Annotated in this window: 25 protein-coding genes; 9 read left to right on the forward strand and 16 right to left on the reverse strand. The window is 40.6% G+C overall.

Going from position 1 to position 23,847, the window contains the following annotated elements; translation table 11 throughout:
* Nucleotide 1 precedes the first annotated feature (1 nt).
* The 5 genes from DN53_RS16425 to DN53_RS16445 all read left to right on the forward strand — a co-directional run bounded on the left by DN53_RS16425 (nt 2) and on the right by DN53_RS16445 (nt 7,115).
* Nucleotides 2-1,441 (forward strand): RagB/SusD family nutrient uptake outer membrane protein, encoded by a 1,440-nt coding sequence (locus DN53_RS16425; protein WP_129656009.1) that lies wholly within the window; start codon nt 2-4, stop codon nt 1,439-1,441.
* 197 nt (nt 1,442-1,638) lie between these two features.
* Nucleotides 1,639-2,991 carry a TlpA disulfide reductase family protein gene (locus tag DN53_RS16430; RefSeq protein ID WP_165357483.1) on the forward strand — a complete coding sequence of 451 codons (1,353 nt, stop codon included), beginning with the start codon at nt 1,639-1,641 and terminating at the stop codon, nt 2,989-2,991.
* Between the two features lie 31 nt (nt 2,992-3,022).
* Nucleotides 3,023-3,964 (forward strand): ABC transporter ATP-binding protein, encoded by a 942-nt coding sequence (locus DN53_RS16435; protein ID WP_129656011.1) that lies wholly within the window; start codon nt 3,023-3,025, stop codon nt 3,962-3,964.
* Between the two features lie 11 nt (nt 3,965-3,975).
* Nucleotides 3,976-6,288 carry a Gldg family protein gene (locus DN53_RS16440; protein WP_129656012.1) on the forward strand — a complete coding sequence of 771 codons (2,313 nt, stop codon included), beginning with the start codon at nt 3,976-3,978 and terminating at the stop codon, nt 6,286-6,288.
* Nucleotides 6,289-6,386: 98 nt separating this feature from the next.
* The gene (locus DN53_RS16445) at nt 6,387-7,115 is read left to right on the forward strand and encodes an outer membrane lipoprotein-sorting protein (RefSeq protein WP_129656013.1); all 729 of its coding nucleotides are present in this window, start codon (nt 6,387-6,389) and stop codon (nt 7,113-7,115) included.
* A 53-nt stretch (nt 7,116-7,168) separates the two neighbouring features.
* On the opposite strand, the gene DN53_RS16450 is transcribed toward DN53_RS16445, so the two are convergent.
* The 4 genes from DN53_RS16450 to DN53_RS16465 all read right to left on the reverse strand — a co-directional run bounded on the left by DN53_RS16450 (nt 7,169) and on the right by DN53_RS16465 (nt 10,137).
* Nucleotides 7,169-7,381, reverse strand: coding sequence for a hypothetical protein (locus DN53_RS16450; protein ID WP_129656014.1), 213 nt, complete (start codon nt 7,379-7,381; stop codon nt 7,169-7,171).
* Nucleotides 7,382-7,581: 200 nt separating this feature from the next.
* Entirely contained in the window at nt 7,582-7,758 is a 177-nt protein-coding gene (locus DN53_RS16455) for a hypothetical protein (RefSeq protein ID WP_207211137.1), read from the reverse strand.
* A 162-nt stretch (nt 7,759-7,920) separates the two neighbouring features.
* Entirely contained in the window at nt 7,921-9,177 is a 1,257-nt protein-coding gene (locus DN53_RS16460) for a tyrosine-type recombinase/integrase (RefSeq protein WP_129656015.1), read from the reverse strand.
* A gap of 471 nt (nt 9,178-9,648) precedes the next feature.
* Entirely contained in the window at nt 9,649-10,137 is a 489-nt protein-coding gene (locus DN53_RS16465; protein WP_129656016.1) for a hypothetical protein, read from the reverse strand.
* Nucleotides 10,138-10,214: 77 nt separating this feature from the next.
* Here DN53_RS16465 and DN53_RS16470 point away from each other — a divergent pair, with 77 nt between their 5' ends.
* The 4 genes from DN53_RS16470 (at nt 10,215) to DN53_RS17980 (ending at nt 12,761) form a co-directional block, all read left to right on the forward strand.
* Nucleotides 10,215-10,955, forward strand: a complete 741-nt coding sequence (locus DN53_RS16470; RefSeq protein WP_129656017.1) for a TIGR04255 family protein — start codon at nt 10,215-10,217, stop codon at nt 10,953-10,955.
* A gap of 1 nt (nt 10,956) precedes the next feature.
* A complete protein-coding gene (locus DN53_RS16475) occupies nt 10,957-11,397 on the forward strand; it encodes a hypothetical protein (protein WP_129656018.1) in 441 nt (146 codons plus the stop codon).
* Nucleotides 11,398-11,407: 10 nt separating this feature from the next.
* Complete coding sequence (locus tag DN53_RS16480) at nt 11,408-11,905, forward strand: DUF7689 domain-containing protein (RefSeq protein ID WP_129656019.1); 498 nt, start codon at nt 11,408-11,410, stop codon at nt 11,903-11,905.
* A 664-nt stretch (nt 11,906-12,569) separates the two neighbouring features.
* Entirely contained in the window at nt 12,570-12,761 is a 192-nt protein-coding gene (locus DN53_RS17980) for a hypothetical protein (protein WP_165357485.1), read from the forward strand.
* Between the two features lie 104 nt (nt 12,762-12,865).
* Here DN53_RS17980 and ric read toward each other — a convergent pair whose 3' ends face one another.
* From ric to DN53_RS16545, 12 genes are all read right to left on the reverse strand, one after another.
* Nucleotides 12,866-13,591 carry an iron-sulfur cluster repair di-iron protein gene (gene ric, locus DN53_RS16490; protein ID WP_129656021.1) on the reverse strand — a complete coding sequence of 242 codons (726 nt, stop codon included), beginning with the start codon at nt 13,589-13,591 and terminating at the stop codon, nt 12,866-12,868.
* Between the two features lie 53 nt (nt 13,592-13,644).
* A complete protein-coding gene (locus DN53_RS16495; protein WP_129656054.1) occupies nt 13,645-14,079 on the reverse strand; it encodes an RrF2 family transcriptional regulator in 435 nt (144 codons plus the stop codon).
* 146 nt (nt 14,080-14,225) lie between these two features.
* Nucleotides 14,226-15,425, reverse strand: coding sequence for a hypothetical protein (locus tag DN53_RS16500; RefSeq protein ID WP_129656022.1), 1,200 nt, complete (start codon nt 15,423-15,425; stop codon nt 14,226-14,228).
* 29 nt (nt 15,426-15,454) lie between these two features.
* A complete protein-coding gene (locus DN53_RS16505; protein WP_129656023.1) occupies nt 15,455-16,237 on the reverse strand; it encodes an ABC transporter permease in 783 nt (260 codons plus the stop codon).
* A complete protein-coding gene (locus DN53_RS16510) occupies nt 16,230-16,943 on the reverse strand; it encodes an ABC transporter ATP-binding protein (protein ID WP_129656024.1) in 714 nt (237 codons plus the stop codon). The genes DN53_RS16505 and DN53_RS16510 overlap by 8 nt, the downstream gene beginning before the upstream one ends.
* Complete coding sequence (locus DN53_RS16515; RefSeq protein WP_129656025.1) at nt 16,940-18,136, reverse strand: nitrous oxide reductase family maturation protein NosD; 1,197 nt, start codon at nt 18,134-18,136, stop codon at nt 16,940-16,942. The genes DN53_RS16510 and DN53_RS16515 overlap by 4 nt, the downstream gene beginning before the upstream one ends.
* 103 nt (nt 18,137-18,239) lie before the next feature.
* Nucleotides 18,240-18,698, reverse strand: coding sequence for a pyridoxamine 5'-phosphate oxidase family protein (locus DN53_RS16520; protein WP_129656026.1), 459 nt, complete (start codon nt 18,696-18,698; stop codon nt 18,240-18,242).
* Nucleotides 18,699-18,708: 10 nt separating this feature from the next.
* Nucleotides 18,709-19,143, reverse strand: coding sequence for a nitrous oxide reductase accessory protein NosL (locus DN53_RS16525; protein WP_129656027.1), 435 nt, complete (start codon nt 19,141-19,143; stop codon nt 18,709-18,711).
* Nucleotides 19,144-19,154: 11 nt separating this feature from the next.
* Nucleotides 19,155-19,766: a hypothetical protein gene (locus DN53_RS16530; RefSeq protein ID WP_129656028.1), complete on the reverse strand. Its 612-nt coding sequence runs from the start codon at nt 19,764-19,766 to the stop codon at nt 19,155-19,157.
* 126 nt (nt 19,767-19,892) lie between these two features.
* The gene (nosZ, locus tag DN53_RS16535; RefSeq protein WP_129656029.1) at nt 19,893-21,845 is read right to left on the reverse strand and encodes a Sec-dependent nitrous-oxide reductase; all 1,953 of its coding nucleotides are present in this window, start codon (nt 21,843-21,845) and stop codon (nt 19,893-19,895) included.
* Nucleotides 21,846-21,878: 33 nt separating this feature from the next.
* Nucleotides 21,879-22,460 (reverse strand): fasciclin domain-containing protein, encoded by a 582-nt coding sequence (locus tag DN53_RS16540; RefSeq protein WP_129656030.1) that lies wholly within the window; start codon nt 22,458-22,460, stop codon nt 21,879-21,881.
* A gap of 5 nt (nt 22,461-22,465) precedes the next feature.
* The gene (locus tag DN53_RS16545) at nt 22,466-22,975 is read right to left on the reverse strand and encodes a c-type cytochrome (RefSeq protein WP_129656031.1); all 510 of its coding nucleotides are present in this window, start codon (nt 22,973-22,975) and stop codon (nt 22,466-22,468) included.
* Nucleotides 22,976-23,847 lie beyond the last annotated feature (872 nt).

The following is a 23,847-nucleotide window of genomic DNA, read 5'->3' on the forward strand; positions in this document are numbered from 1 at the left end:
TATGAAGACTAAGGAAATCAACATAAAGAAATCAATTTTACAGCGTGAGCACTTGAAAAAATGTGTTCATAGCATAAAATACAAAGTCCTTTTACTAGCAATACTCGGGATTAATGCCTGTACGGATTTTGTTGAAATCGACCCTCCAAAAAATACCTTGGTAGCAGAAACGGTTTTTGAGGATTCAGAGACCGTAGAATCCGCATTGGCCAATGTGTATGTTAAAATGCGGGATGACGGTATGGTATCGGGTAATTTTGGCTTGGGTTTATTAATGGGTTCCTATAGCGATGAATTAGATTATTATAACTCTTTTGTCGAATATTCGAGGATATATAATCATGGCGTCATAAATAGCAGTTCAACTGCTTTGGAATGGTGGACCCATGCCTATAATATCATCTATGCGGTCAATGATATCATCATTGGTCTTGATCAAACACAAAGCTTAAGCACTGCTGAAATAAATGAATATAAAGGGCAGGCGCTCTTTGTTCGTGCTTTTATACATAGTCTATTGGTGGGCATGTACGGTGATGTCCCTTATATTACTACAACCGATTATTTGAAAAACAATACTGTAGGCCGCATGTCGGAAGCTGAGGTGTATGCACACGTTATTGATGACCTTATCGATGCCATTGATCTCTTGGGTGAGGACTATGTGGTGAGCGAACGTGTGATTCCCAATAGATGGGTTGCCAAAGCACTGTTGGCGCGGATTTATCTGTATACGGAAAACTGGGGGTTGGCCGAGACAACGGCATCTCAAGTATTGGATGGGTTTGAACTGGAACCAGATGTGGCCAATGTCTTTTTGAAGGAATCCTCCGAGGCCATATGGCAGTTCAAGCCTGATGATTATCCGGACAACAATGCAAATGAAGCCTCTTGGCTGATAATTCGGATGATACCAGGAAATTACTATGCGGTCACTGATGAACTCTTGTCGTCGTTTGAGGAAGGAGATCAACGGTTGGAGCATTGGATCAGTAGTTTTACAAGCGAATCTGACGAAGAAATTACATTGTATTATGCCCATAAGTACAAGGAAGCTTTCTACACCACAGAATTATCTCTGGAGTATACCATAGTATTCAGATTGGCGGAACAATATTTGATTCGTGCCGAGGCTAGGGCACAATTGGAAAATATTTCGGGTGCACAGCAAGACTTAAATGTCATTAGGAATAGGGCAGGCCTGGCCAATACAACAGCGGCCGGCAAAGCCGATCTATTGGATGCGATCTTACAGGAACGTCGTGTTGAACTGTTCACTGAACAAGGGCACCGTTGGTTCGATCTTAAACGAATGGGGAAGGCCAGTGAAGTCTTGGCCCCAATAAAAACCAACTGGAAGGATACGGATGTACTGTTTCCGATTCCTCTCAATGAAATCGAGTTGAACCCGAACCTTGAACCCCAGAACCCGGGGTATTGATCCTTTAAGCATACTGGAATATTCATTCTGCCGGTCTCTTTGATACGAGTGCCGGCAGATAGAACAGTGTCCAAAAGGAATATGCTTTTAAATGTTACGACACCCTGGTTGATAAGGTTTAATTATCTGCGGGCCAGATGATAATGCTCGAAAGAAATACTAATCCATAATCTTAAAACACAATGAAAGCTATTTTAATGATCCGTTCAGCAATGCAAGTGTTGCTATGTTCTTGTTTGACTATTAGCGGATGGTCCCAAAGCACTAGCAATAAGGAATCAAGTGCGAAGGAAGCATGGGAAGAACTGGACAGTATCAAGAATTATTTTGGCACACCCGATAAGGGGTTATCGATTTTTGAAAGAAGACGGCACAATGATCAAATCGCATCCAAAAAAAGTAAGCTCGCAGCCTCTTTTTTAAGGGATTATCCCGACGACCCCCACTATGATGAGGTGCTGGACATGTATTTCCACCGCACCTTCACCCCCGATTTTATTGAAGATCAAATATCAGACAGCCTGTTAACAGAAATAAATAGGGTATCGGTCCAATATAGAGCGTCCAAAACTAGAGAGGAAAAGGCTGAGATTTATTCCAAATTCAACAGGGTTGTTCCAGTGGACCATCAAGCTATGGAGGAATGGCTTCGGTTTGGAAGGAGTTTGGCCGCTTCGAAATCCAATTCAGATGCGCCTATGAGCAAAAAAATGGGAATTGACCTGAAGGTGTTCTATAGGGATTTGGAATTGGCGCTGAAATACTACCAAGGACTGTACAAAGATCCTACGGAAGAAAATTATTGGGAACGGTTCGATCTCCACTATTGGGAAACCTTCCGCTTGAAAATGACCGAACTTCTAAACAAGTATTCAAATGAGGAATCGATCGCGACCACGGTCCAACGTTTCATAGGTTATGTATCAGGCTATGCTCCCTCCCTTCAGGAACCCTACTGGGCCCATTTTTTGGAGATAACAGAAAGTGGAAAACCCTTTTCCGATCAATCGGCCTTTACGGCCCTTCATGAAATAGCCAAGAAAAACATGGCAGCACTGGAAGTATTGAAGCACAGAAGTCCCGATGACCCCTTTCAACTGGAAGTTACGGATATGGGGGGCAATGTCATTGACCTTGAAGATTTTAGAGGGAAAGTCGTCCTCCTTGTATTCTGGTCCATTCGATGCCCCTACAGTATCAAAGAAATGCCACAGGTAGCCGAAATGTACAAGAAATACCGGGATAAAGGTTTTGAGATCATCGGAATCGCGGAAGAAGGTGAGGCTGCAAGGGAACATGTTATGGACATCACGGAAAAAGCGGATGCGACATGGCCCCAAGTCCTGGATAAGGGCAAGAAAGCTAAGGTCAATCACCATGCACTGTTCCAGATATCATCTTATCCCACAGTTTGGCTGTTGGACAAAGAAGGAAAAATAGTGGACAAACATGCACGGGGAAAACGACTCGAGCCCCTTATCCGCGAACATTTGGGGCTTGAGCCCTTGAAATTCAATTATAGAAACCCCTTTGAACCAAACAACGACTAGAATTAAAAGTAAGGTCTAAAAATTAATGGCAATGGAAAACGCAAGATTAAGAATAGAAAATCTCTCCCATCGGTACACCTCCCAATGGGCGGTCAAGGATGTAAGCTTCGATGTCACCCATAATGGCGTCATAGGGCTTCTGGGCTCCAATGGGGCCGGAAAATCAACGTTGATGAACACCATGTGCGGCACCCTTTATCAAACCAAGGGAGATATTTTTATCAACGGAATTGATGTTAGAAAATATCCCAAAGAGGCCAAAAAGCAAATTGGATTTTTACCCCAAAAAGCACCATTGCACCCTGATTTGACCGTTGATGAATATCTGTTGCATTGTGCAAAGCTAAGGCATACGGACAAGAAGATAATTCATGATGCCATTGAAGAGGCCAAACTCAAGTGCGGTATCATGCATTTCAGCAACAGATTGCTGCGAAACCTCTCAGGAGGATACCAACAACGCGTCGGGATCGCACAGGCAATTGTACACAAGCCTTCTTTTGTTGTATTGGACGAGCCAACCAATGGTTTGGATCCCAATCAAATCATAGAGGTCAGAAATCTAATAAAGAATATTGCCAAGGACTGTTCTGTCCTTGTATCCACGCACATTCTATCGGAGGTTGAGGCCATTTGTGACCACATAAAAATGATTGAGAACGGCGTTATGGTCTTTGAGGGAACCATCGAGGAATTCCACAATGTGATTGAGACCAATACAGCTCTGGTAAAGATGCGAACGCCACCTTCCATAGAAGAACTCGAAAAAATGAAAGGAGTGGATGCCGTGACCCCTTTGAATGCCAAGGGCGTGTTCCGTTTTAAGGTCAACAATGAAAAGGACACGCTTGAGAACATTGTCGAGCTGAGTATAAAAGGAGGGTGGCACCTGTACGAGATAACCGTCGAAAAGACTACACTCGAAGAAACATTTGCCGCCTTATCAAAAAAAGAATTTGTCAATCAAGTTTAAAACGAAAGAATATGAAAACAATCCTAAATATTGCGAAGACAGAACTGAAGAACTTGTTCTATTCCCCCATAGCTTGGCTGATTCTTATCATTTTTACCATACAGGCGAACATTACCTTTCTAGACATGTTTGAGTTGCTGTTAAAGTTTGCGGATTCAGGTAGGAGCTCATCTAATATCACAACAAGGATATTTACTGAACCTATGGGGGCCAGAACCGTGTTCATCAAAATACAGAACAACCTATTCTTATATATCCCCTTATTGACCATGGGATTGATGAGTCGTGAAATTAGCAGCGGTTCTATAAAGCTGCTGTTCTCTTCACCGGTGTCATCCTATCAAATTGTTTTTGGTAAGTATTTTGCCATGTTGTTCTATGGCTTGATCCTCATAGGAATATTATCACTGTCAGTAATTTTTGGAAGTATGGGGGTCAAAAATTTGGATGTTCCCTATTTGCTTTCAGGGTTATTTGGTGTATATCTATTGATATGTGCCTATTCCGCAATTGGACTTTTCATGTCCGCGCTCACGTCGTATCAGGTGGTGGCTGCTTTCAGCACACTCGCAATTTTGGGCGCGTTGAACTATGTTGGCACGGTTGGTCAGAGTATCGCATTCGTACGTGAGTTGACCTATTGGCTGTCAATGTCCGGTCGCACGGAGACCATGATTTCCGGTTTATTGACCAGCGAGGATGTTATGTATTTTCTAATAGTGGTCACTATATTTTTAGGGTTTACCATTGTTAAGTTGGAAGCTGGAAGGATACGGAAAAAGTTTGTGAACTTTGGTAGGTATGCCTTAATTCTGTTGATTGGTGTCGTGGGGGGCTTTGTCTTCTCAAGACCAACCATAAAAAGTTATTTGGATGTAACTGCAAATAAGCACAATACCCTTCGTGAGAACAGTCAGCGTATTGTCAAGAATATTGATGGTAAATTGATCATAACCACCTATGTGAACATTTTGGGATACAACATGTACTATGGGGTTCCCATTAGGGTCAAGGTCGATATGGAACGCTTCGAGAAGTATATCCGCTTTAAACCGGATATCGAACTAAAGTATGTTTATTACTGGGATACCCCAAGCAATAATCCTTACATCTACAGTCGATATCCAGACGATTCTGAAGCTGAAATGGCAAAAAAAGTGGCAGATCTCTATGACATAGATTTTAATGAAGTTTTAGGTCCGGATCAAGTAAAGGGCATGGGATTGAAAGAAGAGGATAACGTATTTGTAAGGCTTGTGGAGCATCAAGATGGAGAAAAAACATTTCTTCGGATTTTTAAGGATATGCAGGTCATGCCTGACGAGAAGGAAATCACCGTGGCCTTGAAGCGTGTCGACAAAAGAAGTATTACAGTGGGCTTTGTAAAAGGTCATGGTGAACGGGAAGTGTTCGGTACGGGAGACGCTGACTATAGCAGGGTCTCGGTTTTGAAAAATTATAGGGAGTCACTGATAAACAATGGATTTGATTTTGAGGAGATAGACCTGTCTCATGGAGATGTCCCGGCAAGCATTGATATTTTGGTAGTGGCCGATGCCAGGTCACCCCTATCAGAATTGGAACAGAAAAGATTGTATTCCTTCATAGGCAATGGGGGTAATCTGCTCATTGCTGCAGAACCCAACAGAAGGGAGCATTTGGCCCCTTTAGCCAAACATATTGGCGTCGAATTTATTGATGGGGTCATTGTGGAACCCAGTGAGAACTTTTCCCCCACTTTGGTCATAAATAACCTTACGCCCAAAATTCAGGAAGAAATCTCTTTTGTATTTGAACGTATGGCAATACGGAATGAAAAAGTGACAACACTCGAAGGTATGGGACTGGAATATGAGCTGGCCAAAGAAAAAGGGTATGCGGTTACCCCCCTTTTACAGACCAAATGGCGTGGCTGTTGGAATGAATTGGAATCCACAAATTTTGAGGCGGACAGCTTGGTTCAGAATACTGATGTTGGCGAAATTCAAAAACCTTATGAAATGGCCGTTGCACTGAGTAAACAAAAAGCTGGCAAGGTACAACGTATAGTGGTCTTGGGTGATGCGGATTGTTGGAGTAATAGTGAGGCATTTATGCAACGGGAAGATTTGGAAACCAATAATCCAAGATTTATGATGGGTATTTTTGAATGGCTCTCCAATAGTGAATTTCCAGTTGATGTGCGTAAACCGCAATTTCAGGACAATGGATTCAAAATCAGTCAGTCCACTATCAAAATATGGAAAATTGTGCTTGTCTGGTTGTTACCATTGGGAATTGCAATTACCTATTTGTCCATATGGCTGACAAGAAGAAAAAAATAGATTGATCGTGACCAAATTTCTTTGTGAATCAAATTAAGGATATGGTCAGAAGATATCTCTTACAATCAATTACAGTTTAACATTAAAAAAATATTTTTATGAAACGAGTTTATACAGTTATTCTATGGGTATGCGCTGTTGGTATAGTATCAGCACAATCTGTAGATCAAATTATCGAAAACCATATCGAAAAAATAGGTGGGAAAGAGGCTTGGAGTAAAATAAAATCCATTCACTTGAAGGGAGAGTTCATTACTTCTTCGGGGTCTGATAAGATTCTTACCATTAGTAAATCGGGAAGGCTTTTAGGCAATAAGATAGTAGAAGGGAAAAGGGTGGTACAGTTTGCTTTTGACGGGGAACATTTTTGGGACTATGATTTTGTCAAAGGTGAGTTGACCAAACGGAACTCCAAAATATCGTCCAAGGCCAAAAAAGAAGCCCAGGAATTTCCGCTGATGTTTGTGAAAGCAAAAGAACTGGGATATAGAATGGAGCTTATTGGTGAAGAAAAGATAATGGGGGAAGACTGTTATAAATTAAAGATTAACAAAGGAAAAACCTTTGTGAAAGGAAAAGAAGTTGATGATGAAGCCATTTCATTCATAAACAAGGACAATTATTTGGAAATGTTGGTGGAAAACCGAAACACAAGAAGTGATCATATGGTATATACCTATTATCAGGATTATAAGAATGTTAATGGGATCTTATTGCCCTTTACCATAACTTGGTTTATCAATGAGGTTCAACTGGCTATCAATGTTGAGTCCTATGTCTTGAATGCTGAAGTCGATGAAGCCCTTTTTGAGTTTGAAAAAAAATAATACCGATAAAGATAAATGGTCACTGGCAATATGGGTGGGGATGCTATCGGCGATCAAGCCAACCCCATCCATTTTCTTGTCAGTAAAAAGAAAGTGAAGATATGATCTTTGACCTGCTCCCGAATGGACTTCAGGGCCTTGCCAATCTGGTTTTCCACAGTCTTGGGGATATCCTCAACTTGGGCAATTATCAAATAGCTGGCATACCTTGTATATTGTTTTAGTTTCACGTAAAGAGAACATACATATTGTTTGGATGGGTCCATATGGGATAAGTTTTAATTTGTAGTTTAGTTAGGTTTTCGGAGGGTAATAATCTTATACCCCGGAGCTATGGACAGGATAAGAGCTCTCCGTGCGGTAAGGAAAACGGACAGACATAGTTCATGATAATTTTGATGTCACCACATTTTGACAGTTTGAACAAGACTCTTTTTTAAAGATCTTCATAATCATATTGTATTACTCAAAAAGAAGATTGTTCAGGATATACCTTAAAGATAGGTAGTGTCGCATTCAGGTCAGAATCCAGAAAATCGGTGACCATTGGGATAAGCACATCCGTCTTTCGGATCATCCCGATATGGGTGGTGTCGAGCAGGATGGCCAAACGGAATTTTGGATGCCCGTTAATATCGCCCATCTTTCCAGCTCCCTTGGCCCAGAATATAGTTAATTAGTGTTATTCACTGTTGGCCGCTCGTGTTCTCTACATTTTCTTTTATTAGCCATGGCTTAGATTAAAAATAGGCCTACAGAATGTGATCATACAAAAGGTATTTTGGAAAGTAAGTGACAAATCCTGCTATCCAACTACAAGAAGATTTGCTTCGTCCAAGGATTCATTGGTAAAACTTTTTAAGTAAATTTCAGTAGTGACCACGCTTTGATGCCCAAGAGCATCACTGATCATGGCGATGGAAAGACCCATATGTTTTGCTATGGTCGCCCATGAATGTCTTAGGTAATAGGTAGTCAGTTTTTCATCGATTCCAGCATCTTTGGCCAGTATTGCTAAATTTTTGTTGATGGAACTGATATCGTTCCTATATTTTTTGAACATTTTTGGAGACCCATCATTACCGATGGGAAAAACAAAATCATCAGGTTTTTTTCCTTGTAGATAATAGTCAAGGACTTTTTGGAGCGCAGGGACAATTTTCACTGTTATAGGGTCATCGGTCTTGCTACGGCCATAAAAGATATATCCGGAATGGATGTTTTTCACCCTCAACTTTGCCAAATCGATAAAATTCATTCCTCGGGCCATGAACATAGTGATAAAATAATTTTTGGTATGCCACATAATTGTTTCACATGGATACTCGACCTGCAATACCTTTAAAATGCTTTCTTTAGGAAGAGCTTTCTTTTTGACTCGCTTACTGGTCGGGATCTTATATCTTGTAAATACATTTCTTTCGGGAAAATATTCATCCTCGTTAATAGCGGCATTATAGATGGCCCTTGCCCCTCGCATATAGTTGCTTATGGTGTTGGTGACGTTTCCCCTGGACCTGTGTTCCGCCTCAAAGTCCTTAAGGAAGCGGACGGTTATCTGAGATAATTTCAGGTCTCTACCGCCGTTCTGGTCCATAAAGACCTTGATACAGTCCTTGTACCATTTGGCGGTGCCGGGCTTATTGGCCTTAAGCTTTCTTTGGATCAGGACTTCGCCGAATTCGGAAAGCGTGATGCAATTTTCATATTTCTGTTTGATCTCTGTTTTGTTGTCGTTTTCCCATGACCGCTTTATTTCATCTACCAGGGTGTCCACCGTGATATTATCGATGTTCTCACCAAGGTCAAGGATGAGTCTCTTGGCCATCGTAAGCTTTTCAAACAACTCATGGTTGATAGCATCACAGTCAAGATTTGAATTTTCCTTGACCGATCGTTTCAAGGTGCCTTCTTTTTCATTCCATCCCTTTGGAGATGTATAGTGAGACAACCTAATGATTCGAGCTTTTTTGTGGAATACTCTGACCGCAATGGGATATAATCCTGTAAATTTACTTTGGGATTCGGTCCTGGTGTCAAGTATGATCCGTGCTTTGGCCATAATAGTTAGTGATAGTGATGAAAGTAAGAAAATAAAAATGCACACTTTGTGCACACTTTTATCTCAATCCATTAAAACACAAATAACACTAACTATCAGTAAATGTGTATTTTAAGTATTTTCAAAATACTATTTTAATTGAAAAGCATCGATTTTTTGGGACTTCTAAGCAGACGGTCGAAGGTTCGAATCCTTCCGCGATCACGGATTTTTAAGCGTAATTAATTGATATTCAGTTAATTACGCTTTTTTTGTTTTCTTTCCTGCACAACATTTGCACAACCGTATATAATCGTATAATGCTGAATAATAGTTGTTTACGTATAAATGTCCGAATCTTATGTTTTGAATAGCAAATAAATATGTTGTGCAGTAGCTGTGCAGATTTTCGATGACAATATCATAAAATGCTGTTATGTAGTATTTTATGTAAAAATGCTTGAATCTAAGTGAGATAAGGATTAAAATGTATTAAGCATTTTCTAGATCTCTATAAACTTTTGAAATGACTCTACTCAAAGGAATGTTTATATGACCTACATCCTTATAAGCTCGATTTGCCCATTGGCCTTTGTTCGAACTGTCTTGAAAAGAGTATGTCATATCCATAAAAACAAGTAGATATAAATCATTTTTATTAATAATAGCCTGTATTATTTCTTCTTCAAACGATTTGTTTATATAAGAAGCCAAATCTATTGAGCCAACATGGCTCTTTGTAAAAAGGTTTTCTTTTAAAAGAGAAATCTTTTTTAATGATACCCCCCAAGTTCTTAACTTAACTATGATTTGAATCCAAATAAATTGGTAAGAATTAACCTTTAACCATTTTCCTGAATTAAAGTTTCCATCAATCAATCCAAATGTTTTGTAATGATTTATTATTCTGTAGGACAAGTCCAAATCTACTTTTGAGTATTTCGGTTTTTTTAAAAACCTATCAACTTGTTTAACTTCCATATAAGATTAAATTATACATGAATGTATAATTTTGCTTTGAATAATTGGTTAATTTTGTACAAAAATTAGAGAACAATATGGCAAGCAATTTATCATATGAATATTTTGATAATGCTCCTATTATCATTTCTATGATACAGTTTAGATATGATAAGATAGAAGATTTGAACTTTGAACAAATAATAAAAGACAGCAAGAAACTTTCTAACAACTTTCCAAATCGTAAGCCTCAAATTACTAGAGATATTCAAATCCAAGGTTTAGAAACTTCTATTAAAGTTGGTGACGCTGAAACTTCCGGCGTACTATTAAGTTCTTCCAACGAAAAGAAGAATTTAACTATCAATGACAAAAAATTCACTTTAGAATCTCGAGAAAAGTACACCGGATGGGATTCTTTTATTAAAGAAGCAATGGAACTATGGGATTTCTTTAAAGAAAAACTGGAAGTTACGAAGTTATCTGGAATTTCTGTGCGAACGATAAATAGGTTCAATCTGCCTATGGATTTAAAATCTATAAATGATTACTTTACAAGTTACATTCAATCGGATACCGGTACTCATAAGTTTAGCACTTTTCAATTTAAATACACTTCTTTTGATAAGGATAATAGCATGCTTTGGAATATAGGGCAAGCATTGGAAAAGCCTATTTCCGACAAAGTCCCATATTTTTTTGACATCGATGTATTAATGAATAAGGAAATACCAAACACAAACGAAGATATTTTGAATGGTTTCACAAAGATTCGAGACAAAAAAAACTATCTTTTTAATGATGGAATTACTGAAAAAACAAAACAGCTAATTAGATAATATGCCATTTATTGTTGATTTGCCTCCACCGTCTCTATCGGAGAAAGCTAAAACGGAATTCATACATTTTACTAACCAAACCAAAGATGGTTTAAATAATGGAAATGATGAATTAATTTATAAACTGGATTCTAATTTAACAAAAGAACTATTTCTTCAAGACAAATTTGATTCGCTAGTTGAAGCTTGGAAGGAGAATACATGGTTTGAGTCTAATTCTGATAGAATAATCGAAGATGAGAATTTTCAAGAAATTTTAAATTTAGGCAAGCAAGCCATTCCATTAATTATCAAAAATATTGACGAGAATCCAAGTCATTTAGTTTGGGCGTTAAACATTATCACAGGGATGCATATTAAATCACCTGTTAGAATGAATGTTACGCAGAGTTGCAAGAAATGGGTAGAATTGCACAAGAAAGGTCTTTTAAAATTCAAATAGGTGATAATTATTGGCGCAGAAGAATTTACATAATGAAAATATTTTTAAAGCATTTCCACTTCTTAAAAATGACCCAGGATATCGGATAAAGGATGATGCTTCCCCCGATTATAATTGCATTGCTTGGGCTGCCAACAAATCAGACCTTTGGTACCAGCCATTACCTGAAGATAACAGGCCGGTTATTCGACTTGATGGTGTTGTTTTTGACTGGCCTTTTGGCCTACCTTTTTCAAGTGATCCAAAAGTGCTAATTAAATTATTCGAATTCCTTAATTACACTTGTTGTCAAGACCCAATCTACGAAGAAGGATATAAGAAAGTGGCTCTTTATCAGAAGAATAATGAGTTTACTCATGCGGCAAGACAATTGACATATAAAAATGATAAAGGAATTTGGTCTAGTAAATTGGGGGAGGGACCATTGATTACACATACAGATCCATATTTAATTGAAGGCATAGCGTATGGACAGGTATATCAAATAATGAAAAAGAGTATGTTGTGATATAATCACGTAGAAATCTTTTAGCTAGATTTTATATGCTTCAAAGGAGTTAAGAAAAGCATAACAATCTGCACAACATTTGCACAACATTCTACCTATGTAAACACATATAAACACAACAAAGTATCAGTAAAGTATCATGTTTATTGGTATTAATATTTGATTATCAATGTATTAAATACAATTTATGGATTCTTCCGCGATCACTAGTAAATAAGGAGCCTCCATAAAATTGGAGGCTTTTTTCTTTCCGAAAGCGCGCACTTTTTCTTTTTACAGGTAATTTTCAGGCTAAATCCATTGTTTTAAAAGATTTATAGACAGCAATTTATGTTATTTAATGGTTTTGTGTAAGTTCACTTTATGTCAAATGCAGACGTAAATATGTATTGCCTTGGGTGTAACATCCATAAGTTTTGCCTCTGGATGTGCCGATTTGAATACGGTTCAGGGTTCGGTTAACTGGTCCAAGTTAACAGTGTAAAGTAAATTAAATCAGCTATTTATGTTTCATAGGGTCGACCTTCCACCCAGACTTTAACATTATAAGGTTGATGGTAACAGACCATCAACCTTATTTGTTTTTATAAAACATCTCTTGTGCTAGGTTTATTTTGAAAGAGTTGTCAAGGTATTTGTTGAACCTTAAAAAATATGCACCATAATGACCAGTACACTGAATGCCAAGCTCAAAATCAAAAGATTGAATGTGGTCGTAGATTTCAATTGGGCCAATACGGCTCCGTTAAAGGCCATGCAGAAAATAGTGACAAAAAAGAGTAAAGTCATCCTAAGGGACATCGCCATTTCACCCATTAACAATACCATTGCCGCTGCCGAACCCAAACAGCTTTGACCTATTATGGCGATGGAGGAATAGCCCAACTGTCTTTTTTTGAACTCCATCAACAGTTTGTTGTATATGCTTGTCATTTTGTTCATTTTAGAATTTGCTCTTGATTAATGAACGGTTTGCTGTTCCAGGGTTTCAGCTTTTGGGAACAGAACATTGTTCTCTAGATGGATATGCCTGTGGAGATCTTCCTCAAATTCCTGTAATAGGGAATACGTTACCCGATAGGTGTTGCAAGCATCTGCTGGGGGAGTATAACTGTTGGTCAACTCTGCAATCTTTCGAAATCGCTCACCTTCATGGTCATGCTCTTTCATCATCATTTGGATGGGATTGCGGACTGTTCCAAAATGGGGCCGCACCAAAGGTTCACGATCGGCGATTCCTTCCACCATTTTACGGACCCAAGGGAAGAGTACCAGTTCCTCTTTTTTCATATGCATGGCCAGTTCCCCACCTGAAGCCTTGAAAAGTTCCGATATTTCAAACAATTCCGGGTGACGATCCCCATGTACCCTACAAAGTTTGTCCAAATATTGGTTGAGTATCGGAATCTGCTGTTCCACATAGCGATGGTGTTTCTTTTCAATATAATCGGCGAGTAGGTCCAATGGCCAAGACGCTACCTCAAGGTGATCTCCTTGACCATGGGCTTGGACCGTATCCAATTCTTGGAGTAAGATTTCCAAGTTCAATCCTTTCTTGGTTGCGACTTCCGATAGGGTACGGTTGCCCTTGCAGCAGAAATCTATTTTGTGCTTTTTGAAAACCTGTGCGGTACGGTAGTTGTCCGCAACCATTTGTCCTATTGTTTTTTCAGTTACATGGTCCATAATATCAAATTTTATTAATCGGACAAAATTGTCCTTTATTGGATTAAATTTTTTTAACGCTTCAAGTAAGTCAGTCCCACTTCCAGACCTGTGGCGAGTTCGTATAGGCTTGTACTTTGCAACATGGTCCTTAGATTGGTTCTTATATCTACGAATTTGTCATGTAGGGGGCAGGGTTTGTTTGCATTACATTCCTTGAGTCCCAATCCACAACCCACATAGATTTTATCCCCATCAATGGCCTTTACGATCATATTCAGCTTTACGTCATCCATATCTTCACGATCAATCTCAAATCCACCCGTAGGTCCCTTTACCGAATGTACAATATTGTTCTTGGTGAGCTGTTGCAGGATTTTTGCGGTGAAGGCAACGGGAGAATCGATTTCCTCTGCAATTTCGGTGACACTTACCCGTCTTCCCTCCAAGGATTGCAGCGTAATATATACCGCCGCCCGAATACCGTATTCACAAGCTTTTGAAAACATCATAAGGAACTTGAATCCGCACAAAGATAGTGCATGATATTAAATAAGACAAAATTGTCCTTTATTATTTTTATGTCAAAACTTGCCATAAGACAAATCAAATTTAAACTATTACCCATTGGAACCCTATGGATTGTTTTAAAAAATCAAGATGCAGTGCGATTTTGAAGCACCATTAACACCAAACTTAGAACGATTATTGAGGAGCACAAGGCCAAGGTTGCGGCATATCCTTCAAAAATCTCCCATTTCGACCAGAAAGCAAAGCCTTTGAGGAAAATTAAAGTTTCCGTAAGCAAGAATCCCACAAAATACAATTGGTAGACGGTGCGCGATAAACGTAGCAGACCAAAATAATCCAAGAAAAAGAACAGCCCAAAGCTCACGACTCCCAAGAAGGTCAAATGTAAATACCCAACGGTAAAATCCAAGTACTTTGTGGCCATTCGGGCAAAATAGGGTATGGAAGTCAGTAGTTGCAATCCAACTTTAACACTGACAAGGACAACAACGGTTCGTAATAATTGGTTTTGCAGATTTGAGGGTGACAAATTCCCAATTCCGTTTTTGGCAAGTGTCCAAAAAACTAGCAAAGCTCCAATCTGGATTATTGCTCCAACACCTCCAAGAACATACAGCCATGGTGATGGCTCCGTCCATAGGGTGGACAGGAAAAAAGTAAGAACAATGCCCAGGTTAATTGCCGTAAAGAAACGGACAAAGCTTCTTTGGGGAATATTATGGCCCCGCTGCTCCTGAACAAATAGGAACAGCCCCAATAAGGCCAATAACATCCAACCATTGTACTGAAAGTGCAAATAAAAATATATGGATAAGCGGTACCAGATGGATTGGGCGCCCAACGTACTCATGACCGCTCCCAACGCCCAAGGTCCCAAACTTGACACCACCATATAGATCAGTGCTGCTTTTACACAGGTTAAGCCGTTACTTTTCTTATACTTTGGGTCAATGTTTTTCCAGAAATAATGGGTATAGGCATAGGACATAATCAAGAAGAGGGTAGAGAATATAATGGAAAACAAGGCATATCCTTGGAAGGGGAAGGTAAACAGCATCCCTACCAAAGTGCCTTGGGTGCCCCAAAAAATCCTGATATAGGTATGGTTGGATGTATTCTCCATAAAACAATAATGGAGCAAAGTGGTCAAGGCCACATATACCCAGCCCAAAAGGGCAATATGGGAATGGGAATGGACCACATATTTAAAGTTGAAATCAAAGGAGAAAATAGGGAAGGAGCGAAGCAATAGGCCCAAGCCAGCGGCAACACAGAAATAAACAAGGGCAATTAAAAGGTGTCGCTGGTGAAAGCTCTCTTTCATGATTTTATGGAAAAATGGTTAGGGTCTCATTAAAAATCCTTTCTTTTTGCTTTAAGGCTTAAGCCAAGTATAGGCAATATAGTCCAAAGTAAAAGAATGGCCATGGAGACCAAAAAGCCAAGATCGGTACCAAAGAACTTTTTAAAAATGGCGCCTGTATATCCCAATAGTGCTGAGATGTCTAATTTGAGTAGGATCAAAATTCGGGAAAGATCAATGGGATTTAGCGCTGTGGCCACCAAGGAAAAAGTATCCAAGGGATACTCCTCAAAAACAATGAGGGACATCAGGAACAATCCATCATAGACCACGGCCAAGAAGAGCCATAACAGAACGGCGTAGCCAAACCCCTTTATCTTGTTTTCGTTGGATATGGCAATCACAAAGGATAGGCCCACAAATATGAAGGTCAGGAAAGCCCCGGTGACCAGCAGTAACGTAAAATCAAAAATGGCATTGCTCCGCAAAAGGCCGTACAGAACAAATGGAATCCCCAAGCCTAGCACAAGACTCAAGGTCAACGAACCTGCCACTCCAAAATACTGCCCCATAAAAATGGCTCTTCGGTTAATGGGCTGTGCCAATAAAAGTTCGGTAAATTCCCTGGAATTGTAGTAGTACATCACCCCAAATATGGTCCCTATCAAAGGAATCAGCACAATGATCACGTTCATTAAGGTGATCACGGCCTTGGAAACGTCGTTGTTCAGAAACAATAGTACAAATCCAAGGGCAAGGTAAAACAAAAAGTATACGTAGCTCCAGCGGCTGCGTATGAGGTCGTAAAAGCTATATTTCAGTATTTTAAGCATGGCTTTTGGTGGTGGTTATGGCCGCAATGGCATGTTCAAAATTCTTTTGTTGGGTATCTTCCAAAAGTTTTGCAATACTCCCTTTGAAATAGATTTCTCCTTCCAACAGGTATAGGATTTCATCCGCCATTTCTTGCACAAATTGCATAATGTGGGAGGTGATCAGAATGGTCTTTCCTTGCGCCTTTTCAGCTTGGATGAGTTCCTTTAGATAGATCAATGCCCTTGGGTCCAGCCCTGTTGTGGGTTCGTCCAGAATGATGAGTGGACTGTTGAACATAAAGGTCAGTACAATGTTCACTTTTTGTTTGGTACCTCCTGATAGCGTGGACAATTTTTTGTTCAGGAAGGGTTCCAGACCAAAGCGCTCAATGAGTTCTTTTTTGGCACTGGGACTGTTCCGAAGGTCCGTGATCATATGGATGAGTTCCCTTACCTTGATGTTGGGGGGGAAGTTGGCAATCTGTGGAAGGTAATTGATGTGCTTCCGATACTTCCAATCCTTTTTGATGGGTCTGTCCAAAATGGAGATTTGTCCCTTATCCGGAATCACCATGCCCAAAATGCTTTTTATCAGGGTGGTCTTGCCCGAACCATTGGGACCCAAAATCGCATAAATATGGCCCTCCGTGATGGTAAGGTCCACCCCTTTCAATACTTGGTTCTTTCCAAATTTCTTATGAAGATTTTCTATGTGTATGGTCATCGTCGTATTTTCATTAGAGGTTGGGCGTCTTTTAGGTTATCGGGTGTGAAGACCGGGGAGACCCGCTCGGAGAAATCAATGATGTCCATGAACAGGCTACGTAACAACACTATGGTCTCCGGGGTACGGTTCACCACATAGGAGAATAATTTTACAGGTCGATAAGGCACATCCCCAATACCGTCCCTATCCAGGTCGTAACCGGTATAGCTGCTCCAAAAATTACCTTCAAACACATTGTCGTTCAGTTTGCTGTTGTATGAAATATCAAAAGAGTTGTACAGGAAATTGTTGCCCTTGAAACTGTTGGTGTAACATGCCCCGATTACCCGAATGGCCCAACCATTGTTGATGAAATCATTATTGTGATATTGGATACGATTGGATCCCTCGATATTGATGCCAATAGTGTTTTCCTCAAACGTGTTCCCACTGATTTCGGCATCATTGATTTCCTTCAACAGCATGCCATAGGCAGCTGTTCCCCAATTCTTTCGGAACGTGTTGTTTTTCATGGTGATGAATTTGGAAAACATGACCGCAACCCCAGCCCCATTATTTTCAAAAGTGTTGTTGGAATACACATCATGATTGGAGAACATAAAATGAAGGCCGTACCTAAGATTGTCCATACTGGTGTTATAGGTAATGGTGATGCGGTCGGAAAACTCAAGATAAATGCCATCCCTGGTACCCTGCACATGGTTTTTGAGGACTTCAATGTCCGTAGAATACCAAAGTTGTATCCCATTCCCGGAATTGTATTCATCCACAGCCTCCCCAATGATCCTATTGTGGTACACTTTGCCATGGGAGGATTTTTCCAAGTAAATTCCGAAGAACAACTGTTCCAATACCATATTTTGAATGAGAAAGTCTTTGCTCTGTACCACTCGTATGGCGGCATTGTCCTTGGTATAACTTATACCTACATTGATGACGAACAGGCCATCCAAGGTGACATTATCTGACTGTACCCTGAAGATTTCTCCCTTTTTTTCTCCGTCCACAATGGGATAACCCATGCCCTTGATGACCAGTGGTTTGTCCACCAATATTTCAAATTCCTTATATATCCCTTTTTGGATCAACAACGTATCATGGGCTTTGGCAAGCGCTATGGTTTTTTTGATGGAACTGTGTTCGCAATCCCTACAGATATTCCATGTACTTGCCCAGATGGGTGATCCCATTATGAACAAGAGCAACCCTAAAATATATTTGTGGGTTGGATGGAGTGGAAACTTGAGATGCATGGTATATAATGAGTCTTTCTTAATTTGAATTGGGTGTGTTCTAGGTAAAATCCGTTACTGACTTTCCAGTCATTTGGTTTATTACAATGCAATAAACCACGGGCATTTCCTCTTCCTGCAACCTCCCTGAAAAATGACTTAAAAAATGGGGACGCTCGGCATTTTTAAGATCTATGGTTTCCTGTACGCCTTCGGCGAAATGTTTTAGATATTGCTTGGCGCGATTTCCCGTAAGTTCATGAAAGCAACCATGTACTTGTACCGATTCCCAATCGCGGAAGGACTTGATCCTATCTACTTGAAAGGAGACTTTGTTGCATTTTCTTAGGGCATTGATCCGATGCCCGTTGGAGGCGAAACATAGAATACTCTTTTCATCCTTAAGAAAATAATACGTAGAAGGGATTACATACGGTTGGTTGTCGGCTATATAGGCCAGATGCCCCACATAATTGTCGGCCAAGAGTTGTTCACATTTTATAGGCTCCAAATCTGTCATTACGATTGTGTTACTGTTTAAACCTTTCTTTTATTTCCGCCCATGAATAAAGTTCACCACCATTGGAGTCCAACACAAATTGGGCAGCTTTTTTATTGGAGAATGCACTCAGAAACGCTCCCATGGGGCTGGGAATGTTCTCACTGATCAAATAGGTGGTCTTTGTGGCATCCACCAGTTCACCGGGTTGGTCAAAATCATTGACCAGGAACAGGGCCAGGGTGGCTTGGTCCTCATCTTTCAAATGGTTCATCATACACTCAATGGCATCGAAGTTGAAGACCTTCCCTTTTTTGGTGACCAATTGAGCGGCATGTTGTTTGTCCACAATGGTCATGCTGCAATAGTGGCAGCCTACATGGCCATAATCAATGGATTTAGGGCCTACGGAACATGCAATGGTCAAGCAGAGCATGGTAAAGAGCGGTAGTACAAGATATTTCATAGTGATGGGGATTATTGTTCTTTTGCATTTTTCCAACCCCAAAAGCCAGCGGTCAAGGTGAGCATCATACCCACGAACATGAGCCAGGCTCCTGTGGAAGGCAAGGAGGTCACATCAAAATTGAGCATCTTTACATGCCCCAGTAAAGGTGGCTTATAGGTCATCGGGGTGCCATCGGGATGGGTCAATTTCATAATGGCATTGGGGTCCAAGTTGGTGCCGTAATCCATCAACCACTCATTGAAATCGTACATGCCCAGCAAACCTAAAATGGACATGAGTACAAACCACCCCCAAAACCATTTGTAGCCCACTTTGTTGAAGTATCCCAGAATACCAATTACCACTCCAATTGCTACCATGATTCCGATAATAGTAGGGAAGGTTCCAAACTCCCACATATCTTCAACCTTGGGGAGGGTGTGCATGCCAATATAGTGGTTGAGACCATCAATGTTCTGGATGTCAAACTCGTTAACCCCCTTAAGACCGTTTATATGAATGTTCAAACCTAGAGGGTCCGGATACTGGGGAGCTCCCAACATGATATTCCAAAGTGGAAAAATGTACAATCCCAATAAGAAGAGAGGGCCAACCATCATTATTATACTTGCCTTTTTCATTTTTTTGATTTAAGGGTTACAAACTGAGAGTGTTTTTTTCAGAAGGGTTGATGAACTTCAATTTGTAAGGAAAAGCGGGCAGGTCATGGACACGGCCCGCTTTATTCAATGGTGACTCAATCCGAATTATTCACCAAGTGACCATTTGAGTTCCATATTGGAATTGGCAGGGGAGACCCGAACATATCCTTGCATTTCTTGGTGCAGGGCAGAACAGAAATCTGTGCAATAGAATGGCCATACCCCAACTTGTTTGGGTTCCCAGACCGAGGTTTTGGTCTGCCCGGGCATGATCAAAAGCTCGGAGGTGTTCTGACCTAGGATAGAGAAACCGTGAGGTACATCAAAATCCTGTTCGTGGTTGGTGATATGGAAATACACTTTGTCACCCACTTTAACACCTTCGATATTATCGGGGGTAAAGTGGCTACGGATGGTGGACATATACACATGGACCTCGTTGCCTTCCCGGACCACTTTTGAACCGTCAGGTGTGGTAACGGCAAAAGGATGCCTGTTTTCATCCAATCGATATATTTTTTTGGATTTTGGAGCCAAAAGCTCGGCTGGGCAACCTGCTGCATAATGAGGCTCACCATGGGTTGGAAAATCATAGATCAGTTCCATTTTGTCCCCAGAGATGTCATAGATCTGTGCAGAGTGCTCCATTTCAGGCCCAGTGGGCAAGTAACGGTCTTTGGTAATCTTGTTCATGGCCACCACATATTTGCCAAAAGGTTTTCTGGAGTTGCCCCCTGGAATCATAAGGTGTCCTACGGAATAATAGGTAGGCTTTCTATCGATGACCTCCCAGGTGCCCAATTGCCATTTCACGACTTCAGATGAGATGAAGAAGGTGGTGTAGGCGTTTCCTTTACCATCAAACTCGGTATGAAGGGGACCAAGACCACCACTTTTTACCTGTCCGGCCAATACATCTTCAAATTTCAAGATGGGAATGCCATAGGCATCTCCGTCAAACTTTTGACCTTCAATGGCGGCAATCATTTTGTCAAAGGAGTGTACGGTCAAGTCTGCGGATAGTTTTCCGTTTCCAATAATGTATTGTCCTGTTGGATCCACATCACATCCATGGGGCGATTTTGGAGTGGGCAGAAAATAAACTGCTCCGGGCACTTTGGTGGGATCTATAGTCAAAACTTCTTTTCGCATTGTGGTTGTGCCCATGTGTGAATGCTCATCATATACATTGTGGGCATAGTTGGCGGGCATTTTGGTCCCTCCTCCATTGTTTACATATTCCTCGATTTTTTTCCAGTTTATGGCTGCAATAAAATCCTTGTCATTTTGAGATGCATTTACTTCCAAAAGGGAGTTGGCTTCTTCTGTGTTATAGGTGGTAAAAAAGAACCAACCATGGGATTTTCCCCTACCGGGATGCGAAAGATCATAGTTGAACCCAGGCATCAGTAATTGGAACTTTATGGCCATATGGCCATGTTCCGGATCTACACTGATGAAGGTAAGTGCGCCCTTAAAGTTTCCTTTGTATTCATTGATCGGCATATCCCGTTGAGGTACGGGAACGGCAAAACGGGTACCGGCCACAACATATTCGGTATTCTCTGTAATAAATGAAGAACTGTGGTTCCCTGCACTATTGGGCACTTCAATGATCTCTGCAGTTTCAAAGGTGCTCAAGTCAACCCGTGCAATCCTTGGGGTGTTGTTGCCGTTTATGAATATCCAACGACCGTCCAATTCTCCATTGGTCTGTGAAATATCAGGATGGTGGGCATCGTCCCAAGGCACAAAACCATGGGAGGTGTTCAGCATGGGTTTTGTTTCTTCGGAATATCCATATCCAGAGGTTGGAAACTGGGAGAAAACAGGAATTTCTTTGAACATTCTTCCAGAAGGTAATCCATAAACGGTGAGGTTACCGCTGTATCCGCCCGATAGGAAGGCATAGTATTCGTCTTGCTCCCCAGGAGCAACATATACTTTTTCGGCGGCACTCGATGAAAGCGCCCCATTTGAACTTTTGTTCTGTTGACCACAGGAAGACATTATCAGGGCCGCCCCAATAGTCATTATTAGATAGGAATGAATTTTCATTGTATTAGGATTTATTAGTTTTTTGGGGTTGCGTTATTGAGTAGGGGGCAGGATAACCTTGTCCACTACATGTACAATTCCATTTCCAGCTGGGATACTGGCAATTATCTTGGCACCACCAACAAGTACTTCATCTCCTTGGACTATCACGGAGACATTTTGATCATTGGCCTGTCCCAGTTTTTTGAAGTTTTTTAAAAAGTCTTTGGAGTAGTTGCCTGGGGTGACATGGTACTTGAGAATATTGGCAAGGGCAGCTTTGTTCTCGGGCTTTAATAGGTCTTCAACGGTACCTGCTGGCAGGGCCTCGAAAGCACTATTGGTGGGGGCAAATACCATAAGAGGGCCTGCGTTGACCAGGGCGTTTTCAAGCTCTGCTGCCTGTACTGCTGCGACCAACGTACTGTGGTCAGGTGATCCAATGGCAATCTGTAATACATTTGGGGTGGATCCATCATCTTCAATAAAGGCCTGTCCCTTGTTGTTTTCCAGAATGGCCTCGGTATCATTTTGGCCGGAGGCTGTGGTGTCGTTCTGGGCTCCGTTTTTACAACCGCTGTTAAGTGCGAGCAATAAAAATAGCCCCATTGTACTGAGTTTAATGGTTGATTTCATATGTTTTATTTTAAGGTCCTGAAGTATTCTAGAACGGCCCGGGCCTGATCTTCGGTAAGCCCTTGGTTGGACATGGGCGATCCGTTGAACTCTTGGAGGAGGTCCCTTGCCAAAGGGTCTTGTTGAACCATTTCCTGAGGGTTCAAAATCATGTTCATGACCCATTCTGGAGTTCTTCTTTCCAATATTCCATTGGGAGGAGGGCCAATGAACTTTTTGCCAATTCTATGACAGGCCAGACACATTTGATCGTAGACCTCCTTACCTTTGGAAGCCATCTCCTGATCAATTTCAGGCGCCAATGTTACTGATTTGATCGGCCCCACTCCCTTGGTGGTTAAATCTACCCGTTCAGATGCTTTGTCGCTAGGGGTATTGGCTTCAACGGGCTGTTCTGTGGAAGTTTTTTTCCGTTGAACACTAAAGCCCTCATCTTTTTTTTCTTCTTTTTTTCCTCCACATCCAATCATGAGCATCGCAAAGAGCAGGATTATACTTTTCACTTTCGTTTTCATATGATTATTGGTTAAAATTCTGGTTCAAATGTATATAGGGCTACCAGTCTATAACATGATATAAGTCATGAAAAGGATAAAAATATCTTTTAATCCTTATTTAATGTGTGAGGGATATGCTTTCCAATTCGTCCAAATATGCAGTAAAGGGGGTACTGTATCTGGCTTTACATTCCAATGAGAACCATAAAATCATGGTGAGGGACATTTATAGAGTAATTCACGTACCGGAAGCTTACTTGGCAAAAGTTTGGAAAAATGGACTGGCAACGGATCTATAACAAATGGCTCGTACAATGCATATGCCACAGAATACCCGGTTTTCAATAATGTGATAAATAAGGTTGTAGGTCGACTTGTAGTGGAACCAATGCTTAAAGTTGAAGGTTCGGACAAAGTTCATGTTGTACTGGGAAAGAAAGGAGATGCCACTTTAATTCATTTGATCAACTCATCGGGGGAACATTTCAACAAGAATGTCCTTGCCTATGATGGGCTCAGGCCAACCCCAAATTTAAAGGTGACACTTAATCCGATTAGAAGCCAAAGAAGATAAAACTGCAACCAAGCAATGAAGCTCTAAAGTTTATGTATAAAAATGGCTTGATCGAAATTCAAGTACCCGCAGTTGAAGTGTATGATATAATTGAAATAGAAAAATAAAAGCTTGAGAATATAGCTGTGATTGGGTGAAATTCTTTCCTCAATAAAGATAAATTGATGCTGATGGGATGTCCCTTCTTAATTCCCTTCGGTTGAAGTTTAGTTTAGTTGGTTTAAAACGGATCTTACGATCCGTTTTATTTTTTTATAGGATTACATATGTACTAATTCAATTAAGATAAAAAACCTTCTTGGATCAACAAATGTAT

Source organism: Flagellimonas olearia (assembly GCF_004150225.1).
Lineage (GTDB): Bacteria > Bacteroidota > Bacteroidia > Flavobacteriales > Flavobacteriaceae > Flagellimonas > Flagellimonas olearia.